The sequence below is a fragment of the Ruegeria sp. BG8 genome (assembly GCF_056538325.1).
The window spans coordinates 110,626-131,265 of record NZ_JBQFSZ010000010.1 but is presented as its reverse complement, the minus strand read 5'-3'; the positions used below and the strand labels follow the sequence as shown (position 1 = coordinate 131,265).

Below are 20,640 nucleotides of genomic sequence, written 5' to 3'. Positions count from 1 at the left end.
GCCCCCGGCGTTATCGCGCCGGGGGCCTTTGTTTTTTCGGGTTCAGGTCGTCTTATGTTGGGTCGGGTTCGGCTGAACTGCGCGTTGCCAGAGTTTGCCACACCCATGCCAGGATCAGAGTCATCCCGACATGCGCAACAAACGAGGATTGGGTGTAGGCGCCGAACCCCATCATGAAGCTGCGGCCAACCGTCGGCGCCAAGATGCCTTGCGCAACAAACCACAGCGCAATTCCTGCGATTGCGCCTGAAACGATATAGCCCAATCCGGTAACTTTCTTGGTGGCCCAGACGACCCCAGCAAAGCCAACAGCGCCGATGAGGAAATGTATCGCAAAAGCCATCCCGTATTGCAGAGCAAGGCCAGTGAACTTGGCGGTGAGCGCTATGACCAAATTGGCTGGCTGAAGCGTGACGCCAAACACAAGCGGAGATACCAGCCAGGCATAGAACTCAAAGGCGAGCTCGCCGATCAGCCCGGCAAGGAGAAGAGGAATGACTAAGGGAAGCTGGGGCATGGGGAATAATCCGATAATGAGCAAAAGTAAGCAGCAATCGATCTATTCATCCGACCGTGGATTATCAGCGCCAAAGAGGCCGAATTTGGCCCAAGTAACGCAAGTCTGAAGTGCCCTTGCCTAATCTGAACCATTACTTAGGCTCTGCAGCAGATCTGAGGGAGGGGCCAATGGTTCAGCTACGCAAGAAGATGTTTATTAAGGAAGTCATAACAACCGACCAACTGGGCCAAGCGTGTGATCCGATCAGCCGGGTTGCTGCGCTGGCGGTATTCCAAAACCCACTGGCCGGACGGTTCTCTGAGGATCTTTCAGAGTTGTTTGAGATTGGTGGTGCCCTGGGTCTTGAGTTGGCCGCCGAAGCAATTGCCCATTTGGAGAGTGCCCCGATTTCATACGGTAAGGCCGCAATTGTCGGTGTAAACGGTGATCTCGAGCAGGCAGGGGCGGTGATCCATCCCAAACTTGGTGCGCCCATGCGCGCCGCGGCCGGTGGCGGAGAGGCGGTGATACCCTCGAACGCCAAGCTGGGTGCGCCGGGCTGTGCGATTGATTTACCCCTTGGGCATAAGGACAATCCGTGGTCGTTTGATCATTTCGACACGATGACGCTGAATATTTCTGACGCGCCCAAACCGGATGAGATCGTGTTGTGTCTCGCTTATGCCGATGGTGGCCGTCCAATCCCGCGCTGTGGCAAAGGGCCCCTCAAAAGCTAATCGGCTGGTCTTGCCGAAAACACTGCGGTATGCCCGGCCCATGGCACAGATTGAATCACTCTTCGTTACCCGTCTTTATCGGGCGTCCTTGTCCGAGTTCGATCCTAAGATTGATGCGGAAGAGCTTGAAAGCTCGTGTCTTGTCATCGCCGAGGATGATGAGGCCGGACAAGAATGGTGCGAGGAAAACGGCTATCCCGGCTATACCAGCTATGCTTCGTTGACTGATCTGCCCTGGCGGTTTCCGATTTTTGCCGATCTGGTGACGGCACTGGACCAGCACGTGGCGGCCTTTGCCAAAGATCTGGAATTCGATCTGGGCGAGGGTGCGTTGAAGCTGGAAGACCTCTGGATCAACATCCTGCCCGAGGGCGGAATGCACTCCAGCCATCTGCACCCCCATAGTGTGATATCCGGCACGACCTACGTGGCGATGCCCGAAGGGGCGAGCGCGCTGAAGCTCGAAGACCCCCGCTCAGGCCGCATGATGGCCGCACCGACGCGGATCAAAGGCGGGCGGCGGGATTTGCAACCGTTCATCTATATGAAGCCGCAGGTGGGGGACGTCTTGCTGTGGGAAAGCTGGCTGCGCCACGAGGTGCCGATGAACATGGCTGAGGACGAGCGGATTAGTATAAGCTTTAACTACAAGTGGGAGTGACTGCGGCTTTTGAGATATCAAACGAATTGGTCCATACCCGCAGCGATGCAAGCGTCGCGCAAGTCTTCGTAGTTTTCGACAAGTTCTTTGAGCGGTCGCCCAAGCTTTTTCAGGGTTGGTTCCCAGCCTGCGTTGAATGGGGCATCAACAAAGCTAGACAGATCTTTGAGAATTGTCCTATCAGACGACATTGAACTTACAAAGTCTTCGTAAAATAGGTTGAAGCACGCAATGTTACCTATCCATTCTTCAGAGATTAGTGTGGACTGTCGGTGTAAAAGGTTTGCCTGGTATGTAGTCTCTGCTGTATCCACAAGAAACTTTTCTTTTATCGGTACCTTTTCGCCTGCAAGGCTCGAATTCCAAATTTGTCGTTTGGAAGCTACTGCTGCCGATACAACTGCATCGACCGGGTTTTTGCGCCTTAAATGAACAAGTTTTGCCCCAGTTTGCTCCATCCATGTCATAAGTAGAGGCCTGTTCAATGGGGGACACCAGAAAGAATTAAAGTTATGCAGGTGCCCGTACTTGATGTCTGTAGCGATTATCGGCATGTGTGTCAGCGTGGCCAGCTTGTTATAGTACTGATGTATAAACTCAATACGGTCTGGATATCTTTGCACTAAGAACGCGTTGGTGTCCTTTTGCGCGTAGTCCATCTGGAATCTGTGAAATGAAAAATCGCTGTGCGCTGCTGCATCGGCATTACAGACTTCATCAAACATCCTGACGCCTTTTAGGTTGGCAAGGAACTCTCCAACAAGATGACTCCCTGAACGTTCGTGGGACAGCAGAATGCAAATCATTAAGTAGTTTCCGTTTATTGATCTGAGGCCGATTCGAAGCCGAAACATTGACATAAGTTAAGATGATGGGTTTCTGGCGTCACTACCAAAACTTCCTCTTGCCACCCACCCCCTAAACCCTTATACGGCGGCATCCTGCGATCACCCGGCCGAGTCGGGGGATTCGCATGTCTATCATTCATCCACCAGGTCAAAGGTGACCCGTGTACGGGGCCTTCTGGTGTTTTGAGCAAAGGAAAAAGGCGATGAACGCCCAAGAACTGCGTGACAAGACCCCGGACCAGCTCCGCGAGGAACTGGCCAACCTGAAGAAAGAAAGCTTTAACCTGCGCTTTCAACAGGCAACCGGTCAGCTGGAAAACACAGCCGGTATCAAAGCGGCCCGCCGCAATGCTGCCCGTGTCAAAACCATTCTGAACGAAAAGGCCGCTGCAGCGGCATCCGAGGAGTAATCAGATGCCCAAGCGTATCCTGCAAGGCACCGTGACCAGCGACGCCAACGAACAGACCGTAACCGTTCAGGTAGAGCGCCGCTTTACACATCCGGTTCTGAAGAAAACCATCCGTAAGTCCAAGAAATACCGGGCTCACGATGAAAAGAACGCCTTCAAGGTCGGCGATACAGTCCGCATCATCGAATGCGCGCCGAAATCGAAGACGAAACGTTGGGAAGTTCTGGAAGCATAAGCTTCCGGGATTTTTCCATTTGTCGAAACCCTGGGGGATTTAACAAGACCAGCCCCCACAGGTCGGGAGAAACCACATGATCCAGATGCAGACCAATCTGGATGTCGCTGACAACTCCGGCGCACGCCGAGTTCAGTGCATCAAGGTCCTGGGTGGTTCCAAGCGTAAATACGCCTCCGTTGGCGACATCATTGTCGTCTCGGTGAAGGAAGCCATCCCGCGCGGCCGCGTAAAGAAAGGTGACGTCCGTAAGGCCGTCGTCGTGCGCACCGCCAAAGAAGTCCGTCGCGAAGACGGCACCGCGATCCGTTTCGATCGCAACGCCGCCGTCATCCTGAACAACAACAACGAGCCCGTGGGTACCCGTATCTTTGGCCCCGTTGTTCGTGAACTGCGCGGCAAGAACTTCATGAAAATCATCTCGCTGGCTCCGGAGGTGCTGTAATCATGGCTGCTAAACTCCGCAAAGGCGACAAGGTCGTCGTGCTGGCCGGCAAGGACAAGGGCAAAGAGGGAACCATTTCCTCGGTTGACCCCAAGGCCGGTAAAGCTGTTGTCGAAGGCATCAACATTGCCATCCGTCACACCCGTCAGTCGCAAACTTCGCAAGGTGGTCGCCTGCCCCAGGCAAACCCGATCCAACTGTCGAACCTGGCGCTGCTGGACAAAAACGGCAAAGCAACCCGCGTTGGCTTCCGCATGGAAGGTGACAAGAAGGTGCGCTTCGCCAAGACCACAGGGGACGTGATCGATGCTTGATACCGCAACCTACACCCCGCGTCTGAAAGCTCAGTACGTTGAAACCATCCGTGCCGCTCTGAAAGAAGAGTTCGGCTACAAGAACGACATGCAGCTGCCCAAGCTGGACAAAATCGTTCTGAACATCGGTTGTGGTGCTGAGGCGGTCAAAGACTCGAAGAAAGCGAAAGCTGCTGTCGAAGATCTGACTGCGATTGCTGGTCAACAGGCCGTTGCAACCAAGGCGAAGAAGTCGATCGCGGGTTTCCGCGTCCGTGAAGACATGCCGCTGGGCGCGAAAGTGACCCTGCGCGGTGACCGGATGTACGAATTCCTGGATCGTCTGATCACAATCGCGATGCCGCGTATTCGTGACTTCCGCGGTGTTAAGCCGTCTTTCGATGGTCAGGGCAACTTTGCCATGGGCATGAAAGAGCACATCGTGTTCCCGGAAATCGACTTCGACAAGGTCGACGAGGTCTGGGGCCTGGATATCGTAATTGCCACCACAGCGAAAACCGACGCTGAAGCAAAGGCACTGTTGAAAGCGTTCAACATGCCGTTCAACGCGTAAGCGCCGGAAGGATAGAGACATGGCTAAAAAAGCAATGATCGAACGCGAAAAGAAGCGCGAACGCCTGGTGGCCAAATATGCCGCAAAGCGTGCCGAGCTGAAAGAAATCGCGAATGACGAGAGCCGCCCGATGGAAGAGCGTTTCAAAGCGCGTCTGAAACTGGCGAAACTGCCGCGCAACAGCTCGGCCACCCGTCTGCACAACCGCTGTCAGCTGACCGGTCGTCCCCACGCTTACTACCGTAAGCTGAAGGTCAGCCGTATCGCGCTGCGCGAGCTGGGTTCTGCTGGTCAGATCCCCGGCATGGTGAAATCGAGCTGGTAAGGGAGACATAGATATGAATGATCCTATCGGCGATATGCTCACCCGTATCCGCAACGCGCAAATGCGCGGCAAGTCCACCGTTTCCACCCCCGCATCCAAGCTGCGCGGTTGGGTTCTGGACGTGCTGGCGGACGAAGGCTACATCCGTGGCTATGAAAAGACGACCGGTGAAAACGGTCATCCGGCCATCGAAATCAGCCTGAAATACTACGAAGGCACCCCTGTCATTCGCGAACTGAAGCGGGTTTCGAAACCCGGTCGTCGCGTCTACATGGGCGTCAATGACATCCCGCAGGTCCGTCAGGGTCTCGGCGTGTCGATTGTCAGCACTCCGAAAGGTGTGATGTCGGACGCAAACGCTCGCTCCAACAATGTTGGCGGCGAAGTGCTCTGCACCGTCTTCTAAGGAGGTCTGCAATGTCTCGTATTGGTAAAAAACCGGTCGAGCTGCCCAGCGGCGTTACCGCCTCTGTGTCCGGCCAGACCATCGAAGTTAAAGGTCCGAAAGGCACCCGCAGCTTCACCGCAACCGATGACGTCACGCTGTCGGTCGAAGACAACGTTGTGCAAATCAACCCTCGTGGCATGTCAAAGCGTGCCCGCCAGCAGTGGGGCATGAGCCGCACCATGGTTGCCAACCTGGTAACCGGTGTGACCGAAGGCTTCAAAAAAGAGCTGGAGATCCAGGGTGTTGGTTACCGGGCTCAGATGCAGGGCAACACCCTGAAGCTGAACCTGGGCTACAGCCACGATGTTGATTTCACTGCTCCGGAAGGTGTCACCATCACCGCGCCGAAGCAGACCGAGATCGTTGTGGAAGGTATCGACCAGCAGCAGGTGGGCGAAGTCGCGGCCAAAATCCGCGAATGGCGCCGTCCCGAGCCATATAAAGGCAAGGGCATCCGCTACAAAGGCGAGTTCATCTTCCGCAAGGAAGGCAAGAAGAAGTAAGGACGCAGACAATGGCAAACAGCAAAAGAACCCTGTTTCTGAAGCGCCGCCTGCGCGTTCGGAACAAACTTCGCAAAGTCAACGCGGGCCGTGTACGCCTGTCGGTTCACCGTTCGAACAAGAACATCAGCGTTCAGCTGATCGACGACGTTCGTGGCGTGACCCTGGCTGCAGCTTCGACCCTGGAAAAAGATCTGGGTGTTGTTGGCAAGAACAACGTCGAAGCGGCCACCAAGGTGGGCGCGGCCATCGCCGAGCGTGCCAAGAAGGCAGGCGTCGAAGAGGCCTATTTCGATCGTGGTGGCTTCCTGTTCCACGGCAAGGTGAAGGCAGTAGCCGACGCCGCGCGTGAAGGTGGTCTGAAGATCTAAGACCAAGCGCATCCCGAAAAGTGGGAACCGGTTTTCGGATCAAGATGCGCGATACGAAAGATTGCGGGCAGCTTGACGGCTGCCCCGATGATCCGGGGGCCTCGGCAATAGTCGGGGCTCACTTGGATTGAAGAAAACGGCGCCGTATGCGCCACATGAGAAAAGGGATGCCAAATGGCAGAACGTGAAAACCGTCGGGGCCGTGGCCGCGACCGTGAAGAAGCACCGGAATTTGCAGATCGCCTGGTCGCAATCAACCGCGTGTCGAAAACCGTAAAAGGTGGTAAGCGCTTTGGCTTCGCCGCTCTGGTGGTTGTCGGCGATCAGAAAGGCCGCGTCGGCTTTGGCAAGGGTAAAGCGAAAGAAGTACCTGAAGCCATCCGCAAAGCGACTGAACAAGCCAAGCGTCAGATGATCCGCGTGCAACTGCGCGAAGGTCGGACCCTGCACCACGACATCGAGGGCCGTCACGGCGCTGGTAAAGTGGTTATGCGCACCGCACCTGAAGGTACTGGTATCATCGCCGGTGGTCCGATGCGTGCTGTGTTCGAAATGCTGGGCGTTAAGGACGTTGTGTCCAAGTCGCTGGGCTCGCAGAACCCGTACAACATGATCCGCGCCACCATCAACGGACTGCAGAAAGAGCAGAGCCCGCGTTCGGTTGCCGCACGTCGTGGCAAAAAGGTTGCTGACATCCTGCCCAAGCGGGACGAAGCACCGGCTGCTGCTGAAGCAGAAGCGTAAGGAGAGCGTACCATGGCAAAAACCATCGTCGTCAAGCAGATCGGTTCTCCGATCCGCCGCCCCGCTGAACAGCGCGCAACCCTGATCGGTCTGGGCCTGAACAAGATGCACAAGACCCGTGAGCTGGAAGATACCCCTTCGGTCCGCGGCATGGTCAACAAGATCCCGCATCTGGTTGAGATCATCGAAGAGCGCGGCTAAGCGCGAATTCTATCAAAAGCTGAAACGCCCTCGACGATGTCGGGGGCGTTTTCTTATGGCGCGGATGAACGTATGTATGTCGTAAATCGCAGGTCCAATATTTGTGCCAAGCCCATGCTGATTTGGAAAACGTTCGTGGAAAGCCGTTGTCTTTGTAACAAAAAGCCACGCTGCGCAGGAGAAGAATATGGCGACGCAAGGTCATTGCCTTTGTGGGCAGACAAAGTGGGAATATGTAGGTGAGGTCAATTGGGCTTGTTACTGTCATTGCGATGATTGTCGACGGAACTGTGCAGCACCCGTCGTGGCATGGCTTGGCGTGCCGCTGAGTAACTTTAGGTGGCTCGGTCAGACACCCAAAACGTATGAAAGCTCCAAAGGTGTTTATAGGCATTGCTGCGACACTTGTGGTTCCCCAATGGGGTTTGAAGCTGATCATTACCCGGGCGGCATGCACTTATATGCGGCCTCATTGGATGAACCCAAGGCATTTGCGCCCACATTTCACGTTAATTACGAAAACAAGCTTCCGTGGTTGCAGTTCAGCGATGATCTTCCAAAGTATGAAGGTACGCTGCTGAACGCTCCGGATGATCTAAGGGATTATTCCACGTAGCTGTTTCTTGTTCGTTACCGCATTTATGCGTTGTAACCGTGCAGTTATTCCCCAAACGCATAGCGGCTAGACCGAAACATCCGTTGTTAGCGATACCTGTCACCCCTATCTGAGCCGTGTCCCAAACAGGAACACAATCAGGATCCTGAGGAATTCGCCTCGGGCTAAGAAAGGAATAGAAACATGGCTAACACAGCAACATTTACTCGCGAAGGTTTCGGCCTGAGCGCCCGCATCGCAACTCTCGCCGCTCGCGTCAAAGAGGCTTATGCCCTCCGTGCCGAGTACAACCGCACCTACGCGGAACTACAGAGCCTTTCGGATCGCGAACTGAATGACATCGGCGTACGCCGTTGCGATATCAAGGACATCGCTCGCGAGCACGCTTATTGCTCGTAACCCGGGTCACACCCGTTAGAAAAAAGAGGCGCCATTTGGCGTCTCTTTTTGTTTGAGGTTGTCGGTTCGCCACAGTCAGGCGAATTCCAGGGGGCAGGGCGTGAAGGATCAAACCCAGTGAGCGAATACCTGATTGGCACGCTGGGTTTGCCACCGGACTGTGAGACACTGGGTCTTTTGAACGAGTTTACTCAGGACCCGTACCGCATTCCCCCCTGGCTGCCCAGACGACACAAGAGAACTCTGCAAGAGGCGATCGATAAGGGCACTCCGCTAAACGTGCCCGAAGCGTATTGGGGGGCTTGGGGGCCAGATGCGATTACTTGGGCGCTGCGTAAGACAGGTGAGATACGGTATACTCTGCCCGAGCACGTCTTTTACCCAGTGAACTACACACGCAGACGAGCTTTGGCGCGGCCGGGCACCAATCTTTCCCGGTTTATCAAAGATGACACCGTGTCGATCCATTTTTATGGTCGTCGAATGCGTTCAGTTCTGCTGTATAAATACGGTGGAGTGCCGGATCCCGATAGCCTGATCGGTAAACTCGTCGAAAAACATGGGATAGACCCTGCAGCGGCACCGATTTTCGCGCATGGGACCTGACGGTTTGCGCACAAGGTGCGATCAAAACTTGCATCCTTTGACGCAACGCTGTATCGGGCTGCGGTGGCTTTGTTGCCATGAGAATCAAAACCAAGAAATGCCGTGGTTGATCCATCACGCTTCGGGGATCACATCCGGCTAAGGAGAAGCGAAATGAAACTGAACGAATTGCGCGACAATCCTGGCGCCAGCCAGAAACGCACCCGCGTTGGCCGTGGTCCGGGTTCCGGCAAAGGTAAAATGGGTGGCCGTGGTATCAAAGGCCAGAAATCCCGTTCGGGTGTGGCCATCAATGGCTACGAAGGCGGCCAGATGCCGCTCTATCAGCGTCTGCCCAAGCGTGGCTTCAACAAGCCGAACCGCAAGGCATTCGCCGTTATCAACCTGGGTCTGATCCAGAAATTTGTCGACGCAGGCAAGCTGGACGCCAAAGCTGCGATCACAGAGGATGCACTGGTTGCCTCCGGTCTGGTGCGCCGCAAGCTGGACGGTGTCCGCGTTCTGGCCAAGGGCGAAATCACCGCCAAAGTGAACCTGGAAGTGACGGGTGCTTCGAAATCTGCCGTCGAGGCAGTTGAGAAAGCGGGCGGTTCACTGACGGTCACAAAAGCTGCTGCGGCAGAGTAAGCGCTTGTGAGCGGGCCAAGACCCGCTTACATAGACCAATAAGTTTTCCCAGACGCCGCCCGAGCCGGAAAACGGTTCCGGGCGGTGTTTTCATAAGAGAGACCGATTTATGGTATCAGCAGCAGAACAAATGGCAGCCAACACAAGCTGGTCTGCCCTTGGTAAAGCCACCGATCTGCGCAACCGCATTCTGTTCACGCTGGGTTTGCTGATCGTCTATCGTCTGGGCACCTTTATTCCGGTGCCGGGGATTGACGGGCAAGCGCTGCGTGAATTCATGGAACAGGCGGGGCAAGGCATCGGCGGCATGGTTTCGATGTTCACCGGCGGGGCGCTGGGGCGAATGGGTATCTTTGCCCTTGGCATCATGCCCTACATCTCGGCCTCGATCATCGTGCAGCTGCTGACATCCATGGTGCCCGCGCTCGAACAGCTCAAGAAAGAGGGCGAGCAGGGTCGCAAGAAGATCAACCAATATACGCGTTTCGGCACCGTGGCACTGGCCACCGTTCAGGCCTATGGTCTGGCCGTTTCGCTTGAATCCGGTGATCTTGCGACCGATCCGGGCCTGTATTTCCGTCTGTCCACCATGATTACGCTGGTTGGCGGCACCATGTTCCTGATGTGGCTGGGTGAGCAGATCACCGCGCGTGGCATCGGCAACGGTATCTCTTTGATCATCTTCGTCGGCATCATTGCCGAAGTTCCGGCCGCTCTGGCGCAGTTCTTCGCCTCGGGCCGTTCGGGTGCAATCAGCCCTGCCGTGATCATTGGTGTGATCGTGATGGTGATTGCCGTGATTACCTTTGTGGTCTTCATGGAACGCGCCTTGCGTAAAATCCACATTCAATACCCGCGCCGTCAGGCCGGTATGAAGATCTACGAAGGCGGCTCTAGCCACCTGCCGGTCAAAGTGAACCCGGCGGGCGTTATCCCGGCGATCTTTGCAAGCTCGCTGCTGCTGTTGCCGGTGACGATCTCGACCTTCTCGTCGGGGGCTACCAATGGGCCGGTCATGTCGTGGCTGCTGGCCAACTTTGGCCCCGGACAGCCGTTGTACCTTTTGTTCTTCGCCTCGATGATCGTGTTCTTTGCCTATTTCTATACCTTCAACGTGTCGTTCAAACCGGACGATGTGGCGGACAACCTGAAAAAGCAGAACGGCTTTGTGCCGGGCATCCGTCCGGGCAAGAAAACGGCCGAGTATCTGGAATACGTGGTCAACCGCGTTCTGGTTCTGGGTTCGGCCTATCTGGCTGCCGTCTGCTTGTTGCCTGAAATTCTTAGGGGCCAGTTTGCCATCCCGTTCTATTTCGGCGGCACCTCGGTTCTGATTATCGTCTCGGTGACCATGGACACGATCCAGCAGGTCCAGAGCCATTTGCTGGCGCATCAATACGAAGGGCTGATCGAAAAGTCCCAATTGCGCGGCAAAGGTAAGAAACGCGGCAGAAAGGGAGCTGCTCGTCGATGAACATCATTCTTCTTGGCCCCCCGGGGGCAGGCAAAGGCACGCAAGCGCGTCACCTTGTTGAAACCCGCGGCATGGTTCAGCTGAGCACAGGTGACATGCTGCGTGAGGCCAAGGACAGTGGCACCGAAATGGGCAACCGCGTTGCTGAAGTGATGGCAAAGGGTCAGCTTGTGACGGATGAGATTGTCATCGGCCTGATCCGCGAAAAGCTGGATCAAGGCGCCGAAGGTGGTTTCATCTTTGACGGCTTCCCCCGTACGCTGGCGCAGGCGGATGCCTTGGGTGAGCTGCTTGAGAGCACAGGCAACAGTCTGGACGCTGTGATCGAGATGGAAGTCGACGACGCGGCTTTGGTTGAACGTATCACTGCGCGGTCCACATGTGGCGGGTGCGGTGAGGTCTATAACGACATTACCAAGCCAATCCCTGCCGATGGAAAATGCACCAATTGCGGCAAAGAGAATGACTTCAAACGTCGTGCGGACGACAATGAGGAAAGCCTCAAAACCCGCTTGATGGAATACTACAAAAAGACCTCGCCGCTGATTGGCTATTATTACGCCAAGGGTCAGTTGACCAAAATCAATGGTCTGGGCGAGATTGAAGAGGTCCGGGACGCGATCAAGGCTGCCCTAAGGTAACACCTCTTAATAATTGAATGTGTGCGTGTGACGGGGTATCACTCCTTCGGACGCGCGCATTTTTTATTGGGAGATAGATATGAGCGTAGTGCTGAAAACGCTCGCGGTGGCGTCGGTTCTGACGGTGTCCGCGATCGGTGCAAGTGCGGATTCTACACCGGTGACGATCGACAACTTTGTCCGCGCGGCGACTGATATCGAGTTTCGGAAATACCTAGCGCAATCGGGCAGCGTAAACGCTCTGTTCCATGTGCGTGAGCCGACACCGCTGGACATGCAGCCGACGATCCGAATGAACCGGGATACACTTTATAGTATGGCGGTGGTTGATATCTCGGAAGGTGCAGTTTTGACTGTGCCGGACACCGGCGATCGCTATGTCTCGGTTCAGGTGGTCAATCAAGATCACTACGTCAATGATGTGTTCTTGGGCGGCGGGACATATGAGCTGAGCGTTGATCAGTTCGATACACCCTATGTTGCGTTGCTGTTTCGGTATCTGGTCGACTCTGAAGACCCCGAGGACATAGCCAAAGTGACCGCGCTGCAGGATGAGGTGACGCTGCAGGCCAATTCCAACCGTCCTTTTGACGAAGCACATTACGACAAGGATGCTTTTGACGATGTTCTGAGTGCAGTGTTGGAGCTTGCGCGATTCTCGCCCGATAGCACTGCCACGTTCGGGCCGCAGAATGCCGTTGACCCTGTGCGCCACCTGCTGGGCACGGGTTTTGGCTGGGGTGGTTTGCCCGAGGAGCAGGCGTTCTACCTGAACGTCGAACCGGGCCTCGGTCTTGGCGCGTTCAAGATTGAGGTTCCCGCCGAAGTTCCTGTAGGCGCGTTTTGGTCCGTGAGCCTGTATAACGCGGCCGGGTTCTTTGAAAAGAATGATATGGGCGTTTACGTGATCAACTCGGTCACGGGGGACAGAAACCCGGACGGGTCGATGACGGTGCATTTCGGAGCGTGCGAGGATGGTCGCCTGAATTGCGTGCCGATTATGGAGGGGTGGAACTATACCGTGCGTCTCTACCAACCCGCGCCCGACGTGATTGACGGGACATGGACGTTCCCTGAAATCGAGCCCGCAGGGTGAATTAATTATGAAAACGCGATCTGCGCTTGACGCGCGGGTCGCGCACCACTATTGGACGCTATCTCGGAAGAGAATCGAATTGTGCGCGGGTGAACCGTTCACATGATCATATCAGAAAATGCTGAACCCTCTGGCGACACTGCCACGGTAAAGCGTTGTGAAAAAAGGTTCTGGAGTTACGGAACCGCAACGAAAAGGAAAGTGACACGTGGCACGTATTGCCGGCGTAAACATCCCGACTGCAAAGCGGGTACCAATCGCCCTCACATATATCACCGGTATCGGCAACACCTCGGCCAAAGCGATCTGCGAAGCCGTGGGCATTGAAGCGACCCGTCGCGTCAACGAACTGTCCGACGCCGAAGTTCTGAAAATTCGCGAATACATCGACGAAAACTTCACCGTCGAAGGTGACCTGCGTCGTGAAGTTCAGATGAACGTCAAGCGCCTGATGGACCTGGGCTGCTATCGCGGTCTGCGTCACCGCCGCAACCTGCCGGTTCGCGGTCAGCGTACCCACACCAATGCTCGTACCCGCAAAGGCCCCGCAAAGGCCATTGCTGGTAAGAAGAAATAAGGGAGGGTCTAACCGATGGCACGTGACAAGACTCGCGTTAAGCGCAAAGAGCGTAAAAACATCGCATCGGGCGTTGCCCATGTGAACTCGACCTTCAACAACACCAAGATCCTGATCTCGGACGTACAGGGCAACGCCATTTCGTGGTCGTCTGCCGGTACCATGGGCTTCAAAGGGTCGCGGAAATCGACCCCCTACGCCGCTCAGATGGCTGCAGAAGACGCAGGCAAAAAGGCGCAGGAACATGGCGTCAAGACGCTGGAAGTCGAAGTCCAGGGCCCCGGATCGGGTCGTGAATCGGCTCTGCGTGCGCTGGCTGCCGTGGGCTTCAACATCACGTCGATCCGCGACGTGACGCCGATTGCTCACAATGGCTGCCGCCCGCCGAAGCGCCGCCGCGTCTAAGCGATTTTGAATTGAGCTGGGGCCCGTGTTTTTGCACGGCCCCAGCACGTCATTTTGAACCTCGGGCGTCTGCACCTTGTTGGTCATGGGGCGCGGACAGGAATGGAGGGATTACATGATCCACAAGAATTGGGCAGAATTGATCAAGCCGACCCAGCTGGAAGGTAAGCCGGGCAACGATCCTGCGCGTCAGGCAACCCTTGTTGCTGAACCGCTGGAGCGTGGCTTTGGTCTGACTCTGGGTAACGCGCTGCGCCGCGTTCTGATGAGCTCGCTGCAAGGCGCGGCCATCACCAGCGTTCAGATCGACAACGTCCTGCACGAGTTCTCCTCGGTTGCAGGTGTCCGCGAAGACGTCACCGACATCATCCTGAACCTCAAGCAGGTTGCCCTGCGCATGGAAGTCGAAGGCCCCAAGCGCCTGTCGATCAATGCCAAGGGCCCCGCAGTTGTCACCGCAGGCGACATCAGCGAAAGCGCCGGTATCGAGGTTCTGAACCGCGATCACGTCATCTGCCATCTGGACGATGGCGCCGATCTGTTCATGGAACTGACCGTCAACACCGGCAAGGGTTATGTCTCGGCTGAGAAGAACAAGCCCGAAGACGCGCCCATCGGCCTGATCCCGATCGACGCGATCTATTCGCCGGTCAAAAAGGTTGCCTATGACGTTCAACCGACCCGTGAAGGTCAGGTTCTGGACTATGACAAGCTGACCCTGAAAATCGAAACCGATGGCTCGATCACGCCGGAAGACGCGCTGGCCTTTGCCGCACGTATTCTGCAGGACCAGCTGTCGATCTTCGTCAACTTCGACGAGCCGGAATCGGCTGGCCGCCAGGACGAGGACGATGGTCTGGAGTTCAACCCGCTGCTGTTGAAGAAAGTGGACGAGCTGGAACTGTCGGTCCGTTCGGCAAACTGCCTGAAGAACGACAACATCGTTTACATCGGTGACCTGATCCAGAAGACCGAAGCCGAGATGCTGCGCACCCCGAACTTCGGCCGCAAGTCGCTCAACGAGATCAAAGAAGTGCTGTCCGGCATGGGTCTGCACCTCGGCATGGATGTCGAGGACTGGCCGCCCGACAACATCGAAGATCTGGCGAAGAAATTCGAAGACGCGTTCTAAACGCGTCTTCCTCAATGCCCGGGGTTCCGGGGACTGTATGGGCGATGATGCCCCAAGGAGAGCCGGTGACACGCATCGCCGGCCAGACAAAGCAAAACGCGAAAGAAGGAACTAGAAAATGCGTCACGCACGTGGTTACCGCCGCCTGAACCGTACTCATGAGCACCGCAAGGCTCTGTTTGCGAACATGGCTGGCTCGCTCATCGAGCATGAGCAAATCAAAACAACTCTGCCCAAGGCAAAAGAACTGCGCCCGATCGTTGAAAAACTGATCACCCTGGGCAAGCGCGGCGACCTGCACGCCCGCCGTCAGGCCGCAGCACAGCTGAAAGAAGACAAAGACGTCGCCAAGCTGTTCGAAGTTCTTGGCCCCCGCTACGCCGAGCGTCAGGGCGGCTATGTCCGCATCCTGAAAGCAGGCTTCCGCTATGGCGACATGGCACCGATGGCGATCATCGAATTCGTTGACCGTGACATCGATGCCAAAGGCGCGGCTGACAAAGCCCGCGTTGCAGCCGAAGAGGCCGCAGACGAAGAATAAGAAACGCTCAGCGTTTTTTTGATTGGAACCCCTGCGTCTTGGGCGCAGGGGTTTTTTTATGCGTTGAGTTGCGGGAATCGGAAACTTAGGTGATCCTTCAAGGAATTGAAGGATTGCAATATGTCTAGATTAGCCGCTTTTGTTTTCACCTTGTGCCTCTCGACTGCTCTGTCCGCACAGGAGACATCTGAAGAAGCCGAGGGCACGCCCTCTGATCTTTTGACGGATGCGGAATTGCAAACGCTAGTAGCTCCGGTTGCGCTCTATCCTGATACCTTGTTGATCCAGATTTTTGTCGCGGCCACCCAGCCCTTGGAAATCGTGAAAGCCGAGCGGTTTCTGCTGGATAATGCCGATCGTGACCCTGTCGAACTGGAGCCCGAGATTGACGCGATGGGTTGGGACCCTTCGGTTACGGTTCTGGCGACTGCATTTCCCGAAGTTGTCGGGCAAATGGCCACGCATATCGACTGGACCGAAACGATGGGTACGGCAATGCTGGCGCAATCTGACGACGTTATGGATGCCGTGCAGGTCATGCGCGATCAGGCGATCAACAGTGGGGCTTTGGTGTCCGGGCCGGAACAAACCGTCGAAGTCAGCAACGATGACACCGTCGTAATCACACCGACAAACACGGAGACGGTTTACGTTCCGCAGTATAATCCGCAGACCGTTTATACCGGCCCGTCTACCGGAGATATTGTTGGCGCGGCTTTGATCACGTTCGGCACAGTTGCGCTTATCGACGAGATTTTTGACGATGACGACGACTGGTATGGCTATTGGGGATGCCGAAACTGTGGCGGATGGAATGGTCAGCCGATTATCAGGAACCCGGATATCGACATAGACATTGATGGCAACGTCATTATTGGCAACGAAATTGATTTGGGCGACCGGACGGAAATTGGTTGGCAGCCAGACCCCGATCGAAAAAATCAGGCGCGTGACAAGATCACTGACCATAAGCGACCCGAAGGAGGGCGTGGGGATATTCCCATTAACCGGCCCGACGGTCGAACAGATGAATTGCGCGCCAAACTCAGCAAGGAATCCGGGGCGGTGGATATCAGCCGCGGTGGCGCGGCAGCTGCCGTTGGGGCCGGTGCCGTCGCCGGTGGTGCCTTGGCTGGTCGGAGCGGCCAGAACAAACCGTTGCCCAAGGTGAATCGCGGGGGTGTCGACGTGGACAAGGCAGCCGCTAAACAGCGGGCTGTTGATCGCACCAAGCAACCACCGACGACCGCAAAGAAACCCGTGAAGCAAAAGCCTCAGGTCCAGAAAAAGCCCACGACCACGCAGCGAAAAGCCAGTACCTCGAAAGGTAAGGCGATGAAGAAAAGCGCGTCGGGTGGCAGAACGCAAAAAGCATCCCAGCGCGGACGTGCGGCCAAAGCAAAGCGGGGAAGATAACATGCGCAATTCATTTCTAGCCTTCGCGGTTTTGGTCGCCACAAGTGGATCTGCTTGGGCAGACGCCGCGCGATATGACACGCCACAAGCCGCGCTGGACGCTTTTGTCGGTGCGCTGGAGGCGGGGGATCAAAGCCAGCTTTTGCAAGTCTTTGGCCCGGACGCAGCCGATCTGATCGGGACAGGTGATCCGCAAGAGGACCGCCAACGACGAGAAGAAGTACTGGGTCTATATTCGGAAGGGTACCGCTTTCAGCCGCAGGACGATGGTGTCTTGCTGCTGTTGGGGGAAGACGCTTGGCCATTTCCAATCCCGATCGTACGTGACGGCGCGCAGTGGCAGTTTGATCTGGACGCCGGAATAGAAGAGCTTGCCGCGCGCGAGATCGGTCTGAATGAATTGGAAGTTATCGAGCTGCTTGAGGCCTATGTCGATCTTCAGGCCGCTTTCCGGCTGGTCGATCACAACAACGACGGTGTGATGGAATTCGCGCGAACCATCATCTCAAACCCCGGCCAACGTGATGGGCTGTTCTGGCCAGACGAAGACAGCTTCGTTGGCGCAGCTCTTGCGCGCGCTGCAGCAGCAGGGTGGAGCGACGGAGAAAGCGATTATGAGGCAGAGCCGTTTCTGGGGTATTACTACACCATTCTGGACGGGCAGGGACCAAATGCTGCGGGCGGTGCGTATTCTTATTTCGTAGGCGATCATTTCGTCGGCGGGCATGCGATGCTTGCAGTTCCCGCAGACTATGGTGAGACAGGCATTCACTCGTTTCTGGTGGGTGAAAACGGCGTTGTCTACGAAGCAGACCTTGGCCCCGAGACATTGGACCGTGCGGATCAGATCGGCGTTTATGACCCCGGCCCGGATTGGTCACCGGTCGAGTAGCTCATAAGTTTTCCGTGGTCGGTAAGCCCCGTTTTGCCAACGGTCTCAGGGCAAAAGCACTCTGACCATGCCAGTATTCCTAAGCGTTAGTACTTTGCCGAAGCTTGCATTACATCGCCAGCAGCCGCATATCCAACGGCAACGACGCTTGCCGAGGTTATGCATGTTTCGCGCGACACTGATTGCCATTTTCCTTGCGTGTTCTGCGCCCCTTTGGGCTGAAACACGCGTTCCACAATCCCAAGCCGAAATCTCCCTTGGTTTTGCGCCGGTTGTCAAACAAGCCTCACCGGCGGTTGTGAACATCTATGCAAAGATCGTGCGGCAAGGGCGGGCAAATACGCTGTTCTCGGACCCATTCTTTCAGGATTTCTTTGGTCGGGGGTTCAACGAACCGCGTCAGCGCGTTCAGAACTCGCTGGGTTCCGGCGTGATCCTGTCGCAAGACGGTTATGTGGTGTCGAACTATCACGTCGTTGGGTTGGCCACGGAAATACGCGTTGTAACGACGGACAGGCGGGAGTTTTCGGCGCAGGTTGTTCTGGGTGACAAGGAAAGCGATATCGCCATTCTGCGTCTGGATGACGCCGAGGACCTTCCGTTTTTGAAACTGCGCGATTCCGATCATGTAGAGGTCGGAGAATTGGCGCTGGCGATCGGCAACCCGTTTGGTGTCGGGCAGACGGTCTCTTCGGGTATCATCTCTGGTTTGGCGCGCACTGGAACGGCTACGGGTAATGCCCGTGGTTACTTTATTCAGACCGACGCCGCGATCAACCCGGGCAATTCGGGTGGTGCGTTGATTGATGTGAACGGCGATCTGATCGGTATCAACACATCCATTCTGACACGCTCGGGCGGGTCAAACGGCATAGGTTTCGCGATACCGGCCAATCTGGTGGCCGAGTTTTTGCGGCAAGCCAAAGCGGGCAACGATCGTTTTGTCAGCCCCTGGGCCGGTATGGGCGGTCAACACATGAGCGCCGATATCGCGGAATCTTTGGGTCTGGTCATACCGCTGGGCGTGGTCATTTCCGATCTGCATCCACTGAGCCCATTGGCCGAGGCCGGGTTGCGCGTGGGCGATGTCGTGACACATGTTGACGGGGATGAGGTGAACTCTCCGGCCGAGATGAAGTTCAGGATGTCGGTTGCCGGTGTCGGGGGAACATCCGAGTTGTCCCGCTTGCGCGGCGGGCAAAGTGACCAGGTCAAGGTTGCTTTGATCCCCCCGCCCGAGACGCCGCCCGCCGACAAAACGACGCTGGGCGAGCAAACGGTCATGCCCGGCCTGACTGTTTCGCGCATCAACCCGGCGGTTATTGCCCGGTTGGGGTTAAGTCTGTCGCAGACAGGTGTCGTGGTGGTCGATGCGGGCCCGTATGGCGGGCGTTCCGGGCTGCGTGTGGGTGATGTGGTGAACGGTGTGAATGGAGTGAAAGTGGAACACCCGGATGATGTGACGAATGCGCTGACCGATCCGGGCCGCAGACTGCAATTCGACCTTTTGCGCGGCGGACGACCCGTGTCGCTTCGGTTCCGCCTGTGAGTGATCTGTTCGATACCGGGGAAACCCAAACTGCACCGTCCGGACATCGGCCGCTTGCCGACCGTCTGCGCCCGCGGGCCCTGTCCGAAGTGATTGGGCAAGAACAAGTGCTGGGTCCAGACGCGCCGTTGGGGGTAATGCTGGCGTCGGGAAGCTTATCGAGCCTGATTTTCTGGGGCCCGCCCGGTGTCGGTAAAACCACCATCGCGCGTCTTTTGGCACAGGAAACCGATCTGCATTTCGTTCAGATCAGCGCGATTTTCACTGGAGTTCCGGATCTTAAGAAGGTGTTCGAGGCTGCAAAAATACGCCGCCAGAATGGGCAGGGTACGCTGCTGTTTGTTGACGAAATCCATCGTTTCAACAAGGCGCAGCAGGATGGGTTCCTGCCTCATATGGAAGACGGAACAATCCTTCTGGTCGGGGCCACCACCGAAAACCCATCCTTTGAACTGAATGCCGCGGTACTGAGCCGATCTCAGGTCATGGTTCTGGAACGGCTCAGCCTTGTTGATCTTGAGCGTCTGACCCAGCGGGCCGAAAAAGAACTGGACCGCTCCTTGCCTTTGACAGGTCAGGCCCGTGACGCGCTACAGGAAATGGCGGATGGGGACGGGCGGGCGCTATTGAACCTGATCGAACAGATCGCCGCGTGGAAGGTGGACGCGCCGCTTGATCCTGATGCTTTGTCGACCCGGTTGATGCGTCGGGCTGCCAAATACGACAAGTCCGGAGATGAGCATTACAACCTGATCTCGGCCTTGCATAAATCAGTGCGGGGATCAGACCCTGACGCGGCGTTGTATTGGTTCGCGCGGATGCTGACAGGCGGCGAAGACCCCAGATATCTGGCGCGGCGCATAACGCGCATGGCCGTCGAGGATATCGGCTTGGCAGACCCGCAAGCACAGGCGATCTGCCTGCAATCATGGGAGACATATGAGCGGCTTGGCTCGCCAGAGGGAGAGTTGGCTTTGGCGCAGGCCTTGGTTTATCTGGCGCTCGCCCCTAAATCAAACGGCGCTTATGTGGGGTTCAAGTCTGCCATGCGACTGGCAAAACAATCCGGCAGCGCGCCTCCGCCCAAGCATATTCTGAACGCGCCGACCTCGCTTATGAAGGATCAGGGGTACGGGGCAGGCTATGCCTATGACCACGATGCCGAAGATGCCTTTTCCGGACAGAATTACTTTCCCGATGGGATGGAACGCCCTGACCTTTACCAACCTGTTGAGCGTGGTTTCGAACGTGAGTTGAAGAAACGTCTGGATTATTTCGCCAAACTGCGGGCCCAGCGAAACCAATAGGCCACAGATCCCAGACCTGCTTGACTCTTTGCCCGTCGCACGCCAGAGACGCGCATGTTTTCTTGGAC

The 20,640-nt window shown here is 56.2% G+C and carries 30 protein-coding genes; 28 read left to right on the top strand and 2 right to left on the bottom strand.

Going from position 1 to position 20,640, the window contains the following annotated elements:
- Positions 1-52 precede the first annotated feature (52 nt).
- The gene (locus ACR0DG_RS17910) at positions 53-517 is read right to left on the bottom strand and encodes a hypothetical protein (RefSeq protein WP_480699733.1); all 465 of its coding nucleotides are present in this window, start codon (positions 515-517) and stop codon (positions 53-55) included.
- A 170-nt stretch (positions 518-687) separates the two neighbouring features.
- Here ACR0DG_RS17910 and ACR0DG_RS17905 point away from each other — a divergent pair, with 170 nt between their 5' ends.
- Positions 688-1,236 (top strand): amino acid synthesis family protein, encoded by a 549-nt coding sequence (locus tag ACR0DG_RS17905; RefSeq protein ID WP_480699732.1) that lies wholly within the window; start codon positions 688-690, stop codon positions 1,234-1,236.
- 40 nt (positions 1,237-1,276) lie between these two features.
- Positions 1,277-1,897 (top strand): 2OG-Fe(II) oxygenase family protein, encoded by a 621-nt coding sequence (locus ACR0DG_RS17900; protein ID WP_480699731.1) that lies wholly within the window; start codon positions 1,277-1,279, stop codon positions 1,895-1,897.
- 17 nt (positions 1,898-1,914) lie between these two features.
- Here ACR0DG_RS17900 and ACR0DG_RS17895 read toward each other — a convergent pair whose 3' ends face one another.
- Positions 1,915-2,703 (bottom strand): hypothetical protein, encoded by a 789-nt coding sequence (locus tag ACR0DG_RS17895; protein WP_480699730.1) that lies wholly within the window; start codon positions 2,701-2,703, stop codon positions 1,915-1,917.
- Positions 2,704-2,948: 245 nt separating this feature from the next.
- Here ACR0DG_RS17895 and rpmC point away from each other — a divergent pair, with 245 nt between their 5' ends.
- The 26 genes from rpmC (at position 2,949) to ACR0DG_RS17765 (ending at position 20,572) form a co-directional block, all read left to right on the top strand.
- Complete coding sequence (gene rpmC, locus ACR0DG_RS17890; protein ID WP_010437082.1) at positions 2,949-3,155, top strand: 50S ribosomal protein L29; 207 nt, start codon at positions 2,949-2,951, stop codon at positions 3,153-3,155.
- A gap of 4 nt (positions 3,156-3,159) precedes the next feature.
- Positions 3,160-3,390 carry a 30S ribosomal protein S17 gene (gene rpsQ / locus ACR0DG_RS17885; protein ID WP_170356682.1) on the top strand — a complete coding sequence of 77 codons (231 nt, stop codon included), beginning with the start codon at positions 3,160-3,162 and terminating at the stop codon, positions 3,388-3,390.
- A 76-nt stretch (positions 3,391-3,466) separates the two neighbouring features.
- Positions 3,467-3,835, top strand: a complete 369-nt coding sequence (gene rplN / locus ACR0DG_RS17880; RefSeq protein ID WP_008757934.1) for a 50S ribosomal protein L14 — start codon at positions 3,467-3,469, stop codon at positions 3,833-3,835.
- Between the two features lie 2 nt (positions 3,836-3,837).
- A complete protein-coding gene (rplX, locus tag ACR0DG_RS17875) occupies positions 3,838-4,149 on the top strand; it encodes a 50S ribosomal protein L24 (RefSeq protein WP_170356681.1) in 312 nt (103 codons plus the stop codon).
- A complete protein-coding gene (gene rplE, locus ACR0DG_RS17870; RefSeq protein ID WP_480699729.1) occupies positions 4,142-4,702 on the top strand; it encodes a 50S ribosomal protein L5 in 561 nt (186 codons plus the stop codon). The genes rplX and rplE overlap by 8 nt, the downstream gene beginning before the upstream one ends.
- A gap of 19 nt (positions 4,703-4,721) precedes the next feature.
- Positions 4,722-5,027, top strand: coding sequence for a 30S ribosomal protein S14 (gene rpsN, locus ACR0DG_RS17865; RefSeq protein ID WP_068340744.1), 306 nt, complete (start codon positions 4,722-4,724; stop codon positions 5,025-5,027).
- A 13-nt stretch (positions 5,028-5,040) separates the two neighbouring features.
- The gene (gene rpsH, locus ACR0DG_RS17860; protein ID WP_068340741.1) at positions 5,041-5,433 is read left to right on the top strand and encodes a 30S ribosomal protein S8; all 393 of its coding nucleotides are present in this window, start codon (positions 5,041-5,043) and stop codon (positions 5,431-5,433) included.
- Between the two features lie 11 nt (positions 5,434-5,444).
- Positions 5,445-5,978 carry a 50S ribosomal protein L6 gene (gene rplF, locus ACR0DG_RS17855; RefSeq protein ID WP_170574987.1) on the top strand — a complete coding sequence of 178 codons (534 nt, stop codon included), beginning with the start codon at positions 5,445-5,447 and terminating at the stop codon, positions 5,976-5,978.
- A gap of 11 nt (positions 5,979-5,989) precedes the next feature.
- Positions 5,990-6,349 (top strand): 50S ribosomal protein L18, encoded by a 360-nt coding sequence (gene rplR / locus ACR0DG_RS17850; RefSeq protein WP_170356678.1) that lies wholly within the window; start codon positions 5,990-5,992, stop codon positions 6,347-6,349.
- A 174-nt stretch (positions 6,350-6,523) separates the two neighbouring features.
- Positions 6,524-7,093: a 30S ribosomal protein S5 gene (gene rpsE, locus ACR0DG_RS17845; RefSeq protein WP_155148691.1), complete on the top strand. Its 570-nt coding sequence runs from the start codon at positions 6,524-6,526 to the stop codon at positions 7,091-7,093.
- Positions 7,094-7,105: 12 nt separating this feature from the next.
- Positions 7,106-7,294, top strand: coding sequence for a 50S ribosomal protein L30 (gene rpmD / locus ACR0DG_RS17840; protein ID WP_008757946.1), 189 nt, complete (start codon positions 7,106-7,108; stop codon positions 7,292-7,294).
- Positions 7,295-7,481: 187 nt separating this feature from the next.
- A complete protein-coding gene (locus ACR0DG_RS17835) occupies positions 7,482-7,910 on the top strand; it encodes a GFA family protein (protein WP_480699728.1) in 429 nt (142 codons plus the stop codon).
- A 183-nt stretch (positions 7,911-8,093) separates the two neighbouring features.
- On the top strand, positions 8,094-8,309 hold the full coding sequence (locus tag ACR0DG_RS17830; RefSeq protein WP_480699727.1) for a DUF1127 domain-containing protein: 216 nt from the start codon (positions 8,094-8,096) through the stop codon (positions 8,307-8,309).
- A 117-nt stretch (positions 8,310-8,426) separates the two neighbouring features.
- Positions 8,427-8,915, top strand: coding sequence for a hypothetical protein (locus ACR0DG_RS17825; protein WP_480699726.1), 489 nt, complete (start codon positions 8,427-8,429; stop codon positions 8,913-8,915).
- A 153-nt stretch (positions 8,916-9,068) separates the two neighbouring features.
- The gene (gene rplO, locus ACR0DG_RS17820; protein ID WP_480699725.1) at positions 9,069-9,542 is read left to right on the top strand and encodes a 50S ribosomal protein L15; all 474 of its coding nucleotides are present in this window, start codon (positions 9,069-9,071) and stop codon (positions 9,540-9,542) included.
- Between the two features lie 109 nt (positions 9,543-9,651).
- A complete protein-coding gene (gene secY, locus ACR0DG_RS17815; RefSeq protein ID WP_480699724.1) occupies positions 9,652-11,016 on the top strand; it encodes a preprotein translocase subunit SecY in 1,365 nt (454 codons plus the stop codon).
- On the top strand, positions 11,013-11,657 hold the full coding sequence (locus tag ACR0DG_RS17810) for an adenylate kinase (RefSeq protein WP_480699722.1): 645 nt from the start codon (positions 11,013-11,015) through the stop codon (positions 11,655-11,657). The genes secY and ACR0DG_RS17810 overlap by 4 nt, the downstream gene beginning before the upstream one ends.
- Positions 11,658-11,736: 79 nt before the next feature.
- Positions 11,737-12,753 carry a DUF1254 domain-containing protein gene (locus ACR0DG_RS17805; protein WP_480699720.1) on the top strand — a complete coding sequence of 339 codons (1,017 nt, stop codon included), beginning with the start codon at positions 11,737-11,739 and terminating at the stop codon, positions 12,751-12,753.
- 208 nt (positions 12,754-12,961) lie between these two features.
- A complete protein-coding gene (gene rpsM, locus ACR0DG_RS17800) occupies positions 12,962-13,330 on the top strand; it encodes a 30S ribosomal protein S13 (protein ID WP_170332212.1) in 369 nt (122 codons plus the stop codon).
- Positions 13,331-13,345: 15 nt separating this feature from the next.
- A complete protein-coding gene (gene rpsK / locus ACR0DG_RS17795) occupies positions 13,346-13,735 on the top strand; it encodes a 30S ribosomal protein S11 (protein ID WP_008757289.1) in 390 nt (129 codons plus the stop codon).
- A 115-nt stretch (positions 13,736-13,850) separates the two neighbouring features.
- Positions 13,851-14,867 carry a DNA-directed RNA polymerase subunit alpha gene (locus ACR0DG_RS17790; RefSeq protein ID WP_058276312.1) on the top strand — a complete coding sequence of 339 codons (1,017 nt, stop codon included), beginning with the start codon at positions 13,851-13,853 and terminating at the stop codon, positions 14,865-14,867.
- Between the two features lie 118 nt (positions 14,868-14,985).
- Complete coding sequence (gene rplQ, locus ACR0DG_RS17785; RefSeq protein WP_170392888.1) at positions 14,986-15,408, top strand: 50S ribosomal protein L17; 423 nt, start codon at positions 14,986-14,988, stop codon at positions 15,406-15,408.
- 120 nt (positions 15,409-15,528) lie between these two features.
- Positions 15,529-16,824, top strand: a complete 1,296-nt coding sequence (locus tag ACR0DG_RS17780) for a DUF3300 domain-containing protein (RefSeq protein WP_480699718.1) — start codon at positions 15,529-15,531, stop codon at positions 16,822-16,824.
- A gap of 1 nt (position 16,825) precedes the next feature.
- On the top strand, positions 16,826-17,716 hold the full coding sequence (locus tag ACR0DG_RS17775) for a DUF2950 family protein (RefSeq protein ID WP_480699716.1): 891 nt from the start codon (positions 16,826-16,828) through the stop codon (positions 17,714-17,716).
- 163 nt (positions 17,717-17,879) lie between these two features.
- Complete coding sequence (locus tag ACR0DG_RS17770) at positions 17,880-19,265, top strand: trypsin-like peptidase domain-containing protein (RefSeq protein WP_480699714.1); 1,386 nt, start codon at positions 17,880-17,882, stop codon at positions 19,263-19,265.
- Positions 19,262-20,572: a replication-associated recombination protein A gene (locus ACR0DG_RS17765; RefSeq protein ID WP_480699712.1), complete on the top strand. Its 1,311-nt coding sequence runs from the start codon at positions 19,262-19,264 to the stop codon at positions 20,570-20,572. Before ACR0DG_RS17770 ends, ACR0DG_RS17765 begins: the two co-directional genes overlap by 4 nt.
- Positions 20,573-20,640 lie beyond the last annotated feature (68 nt).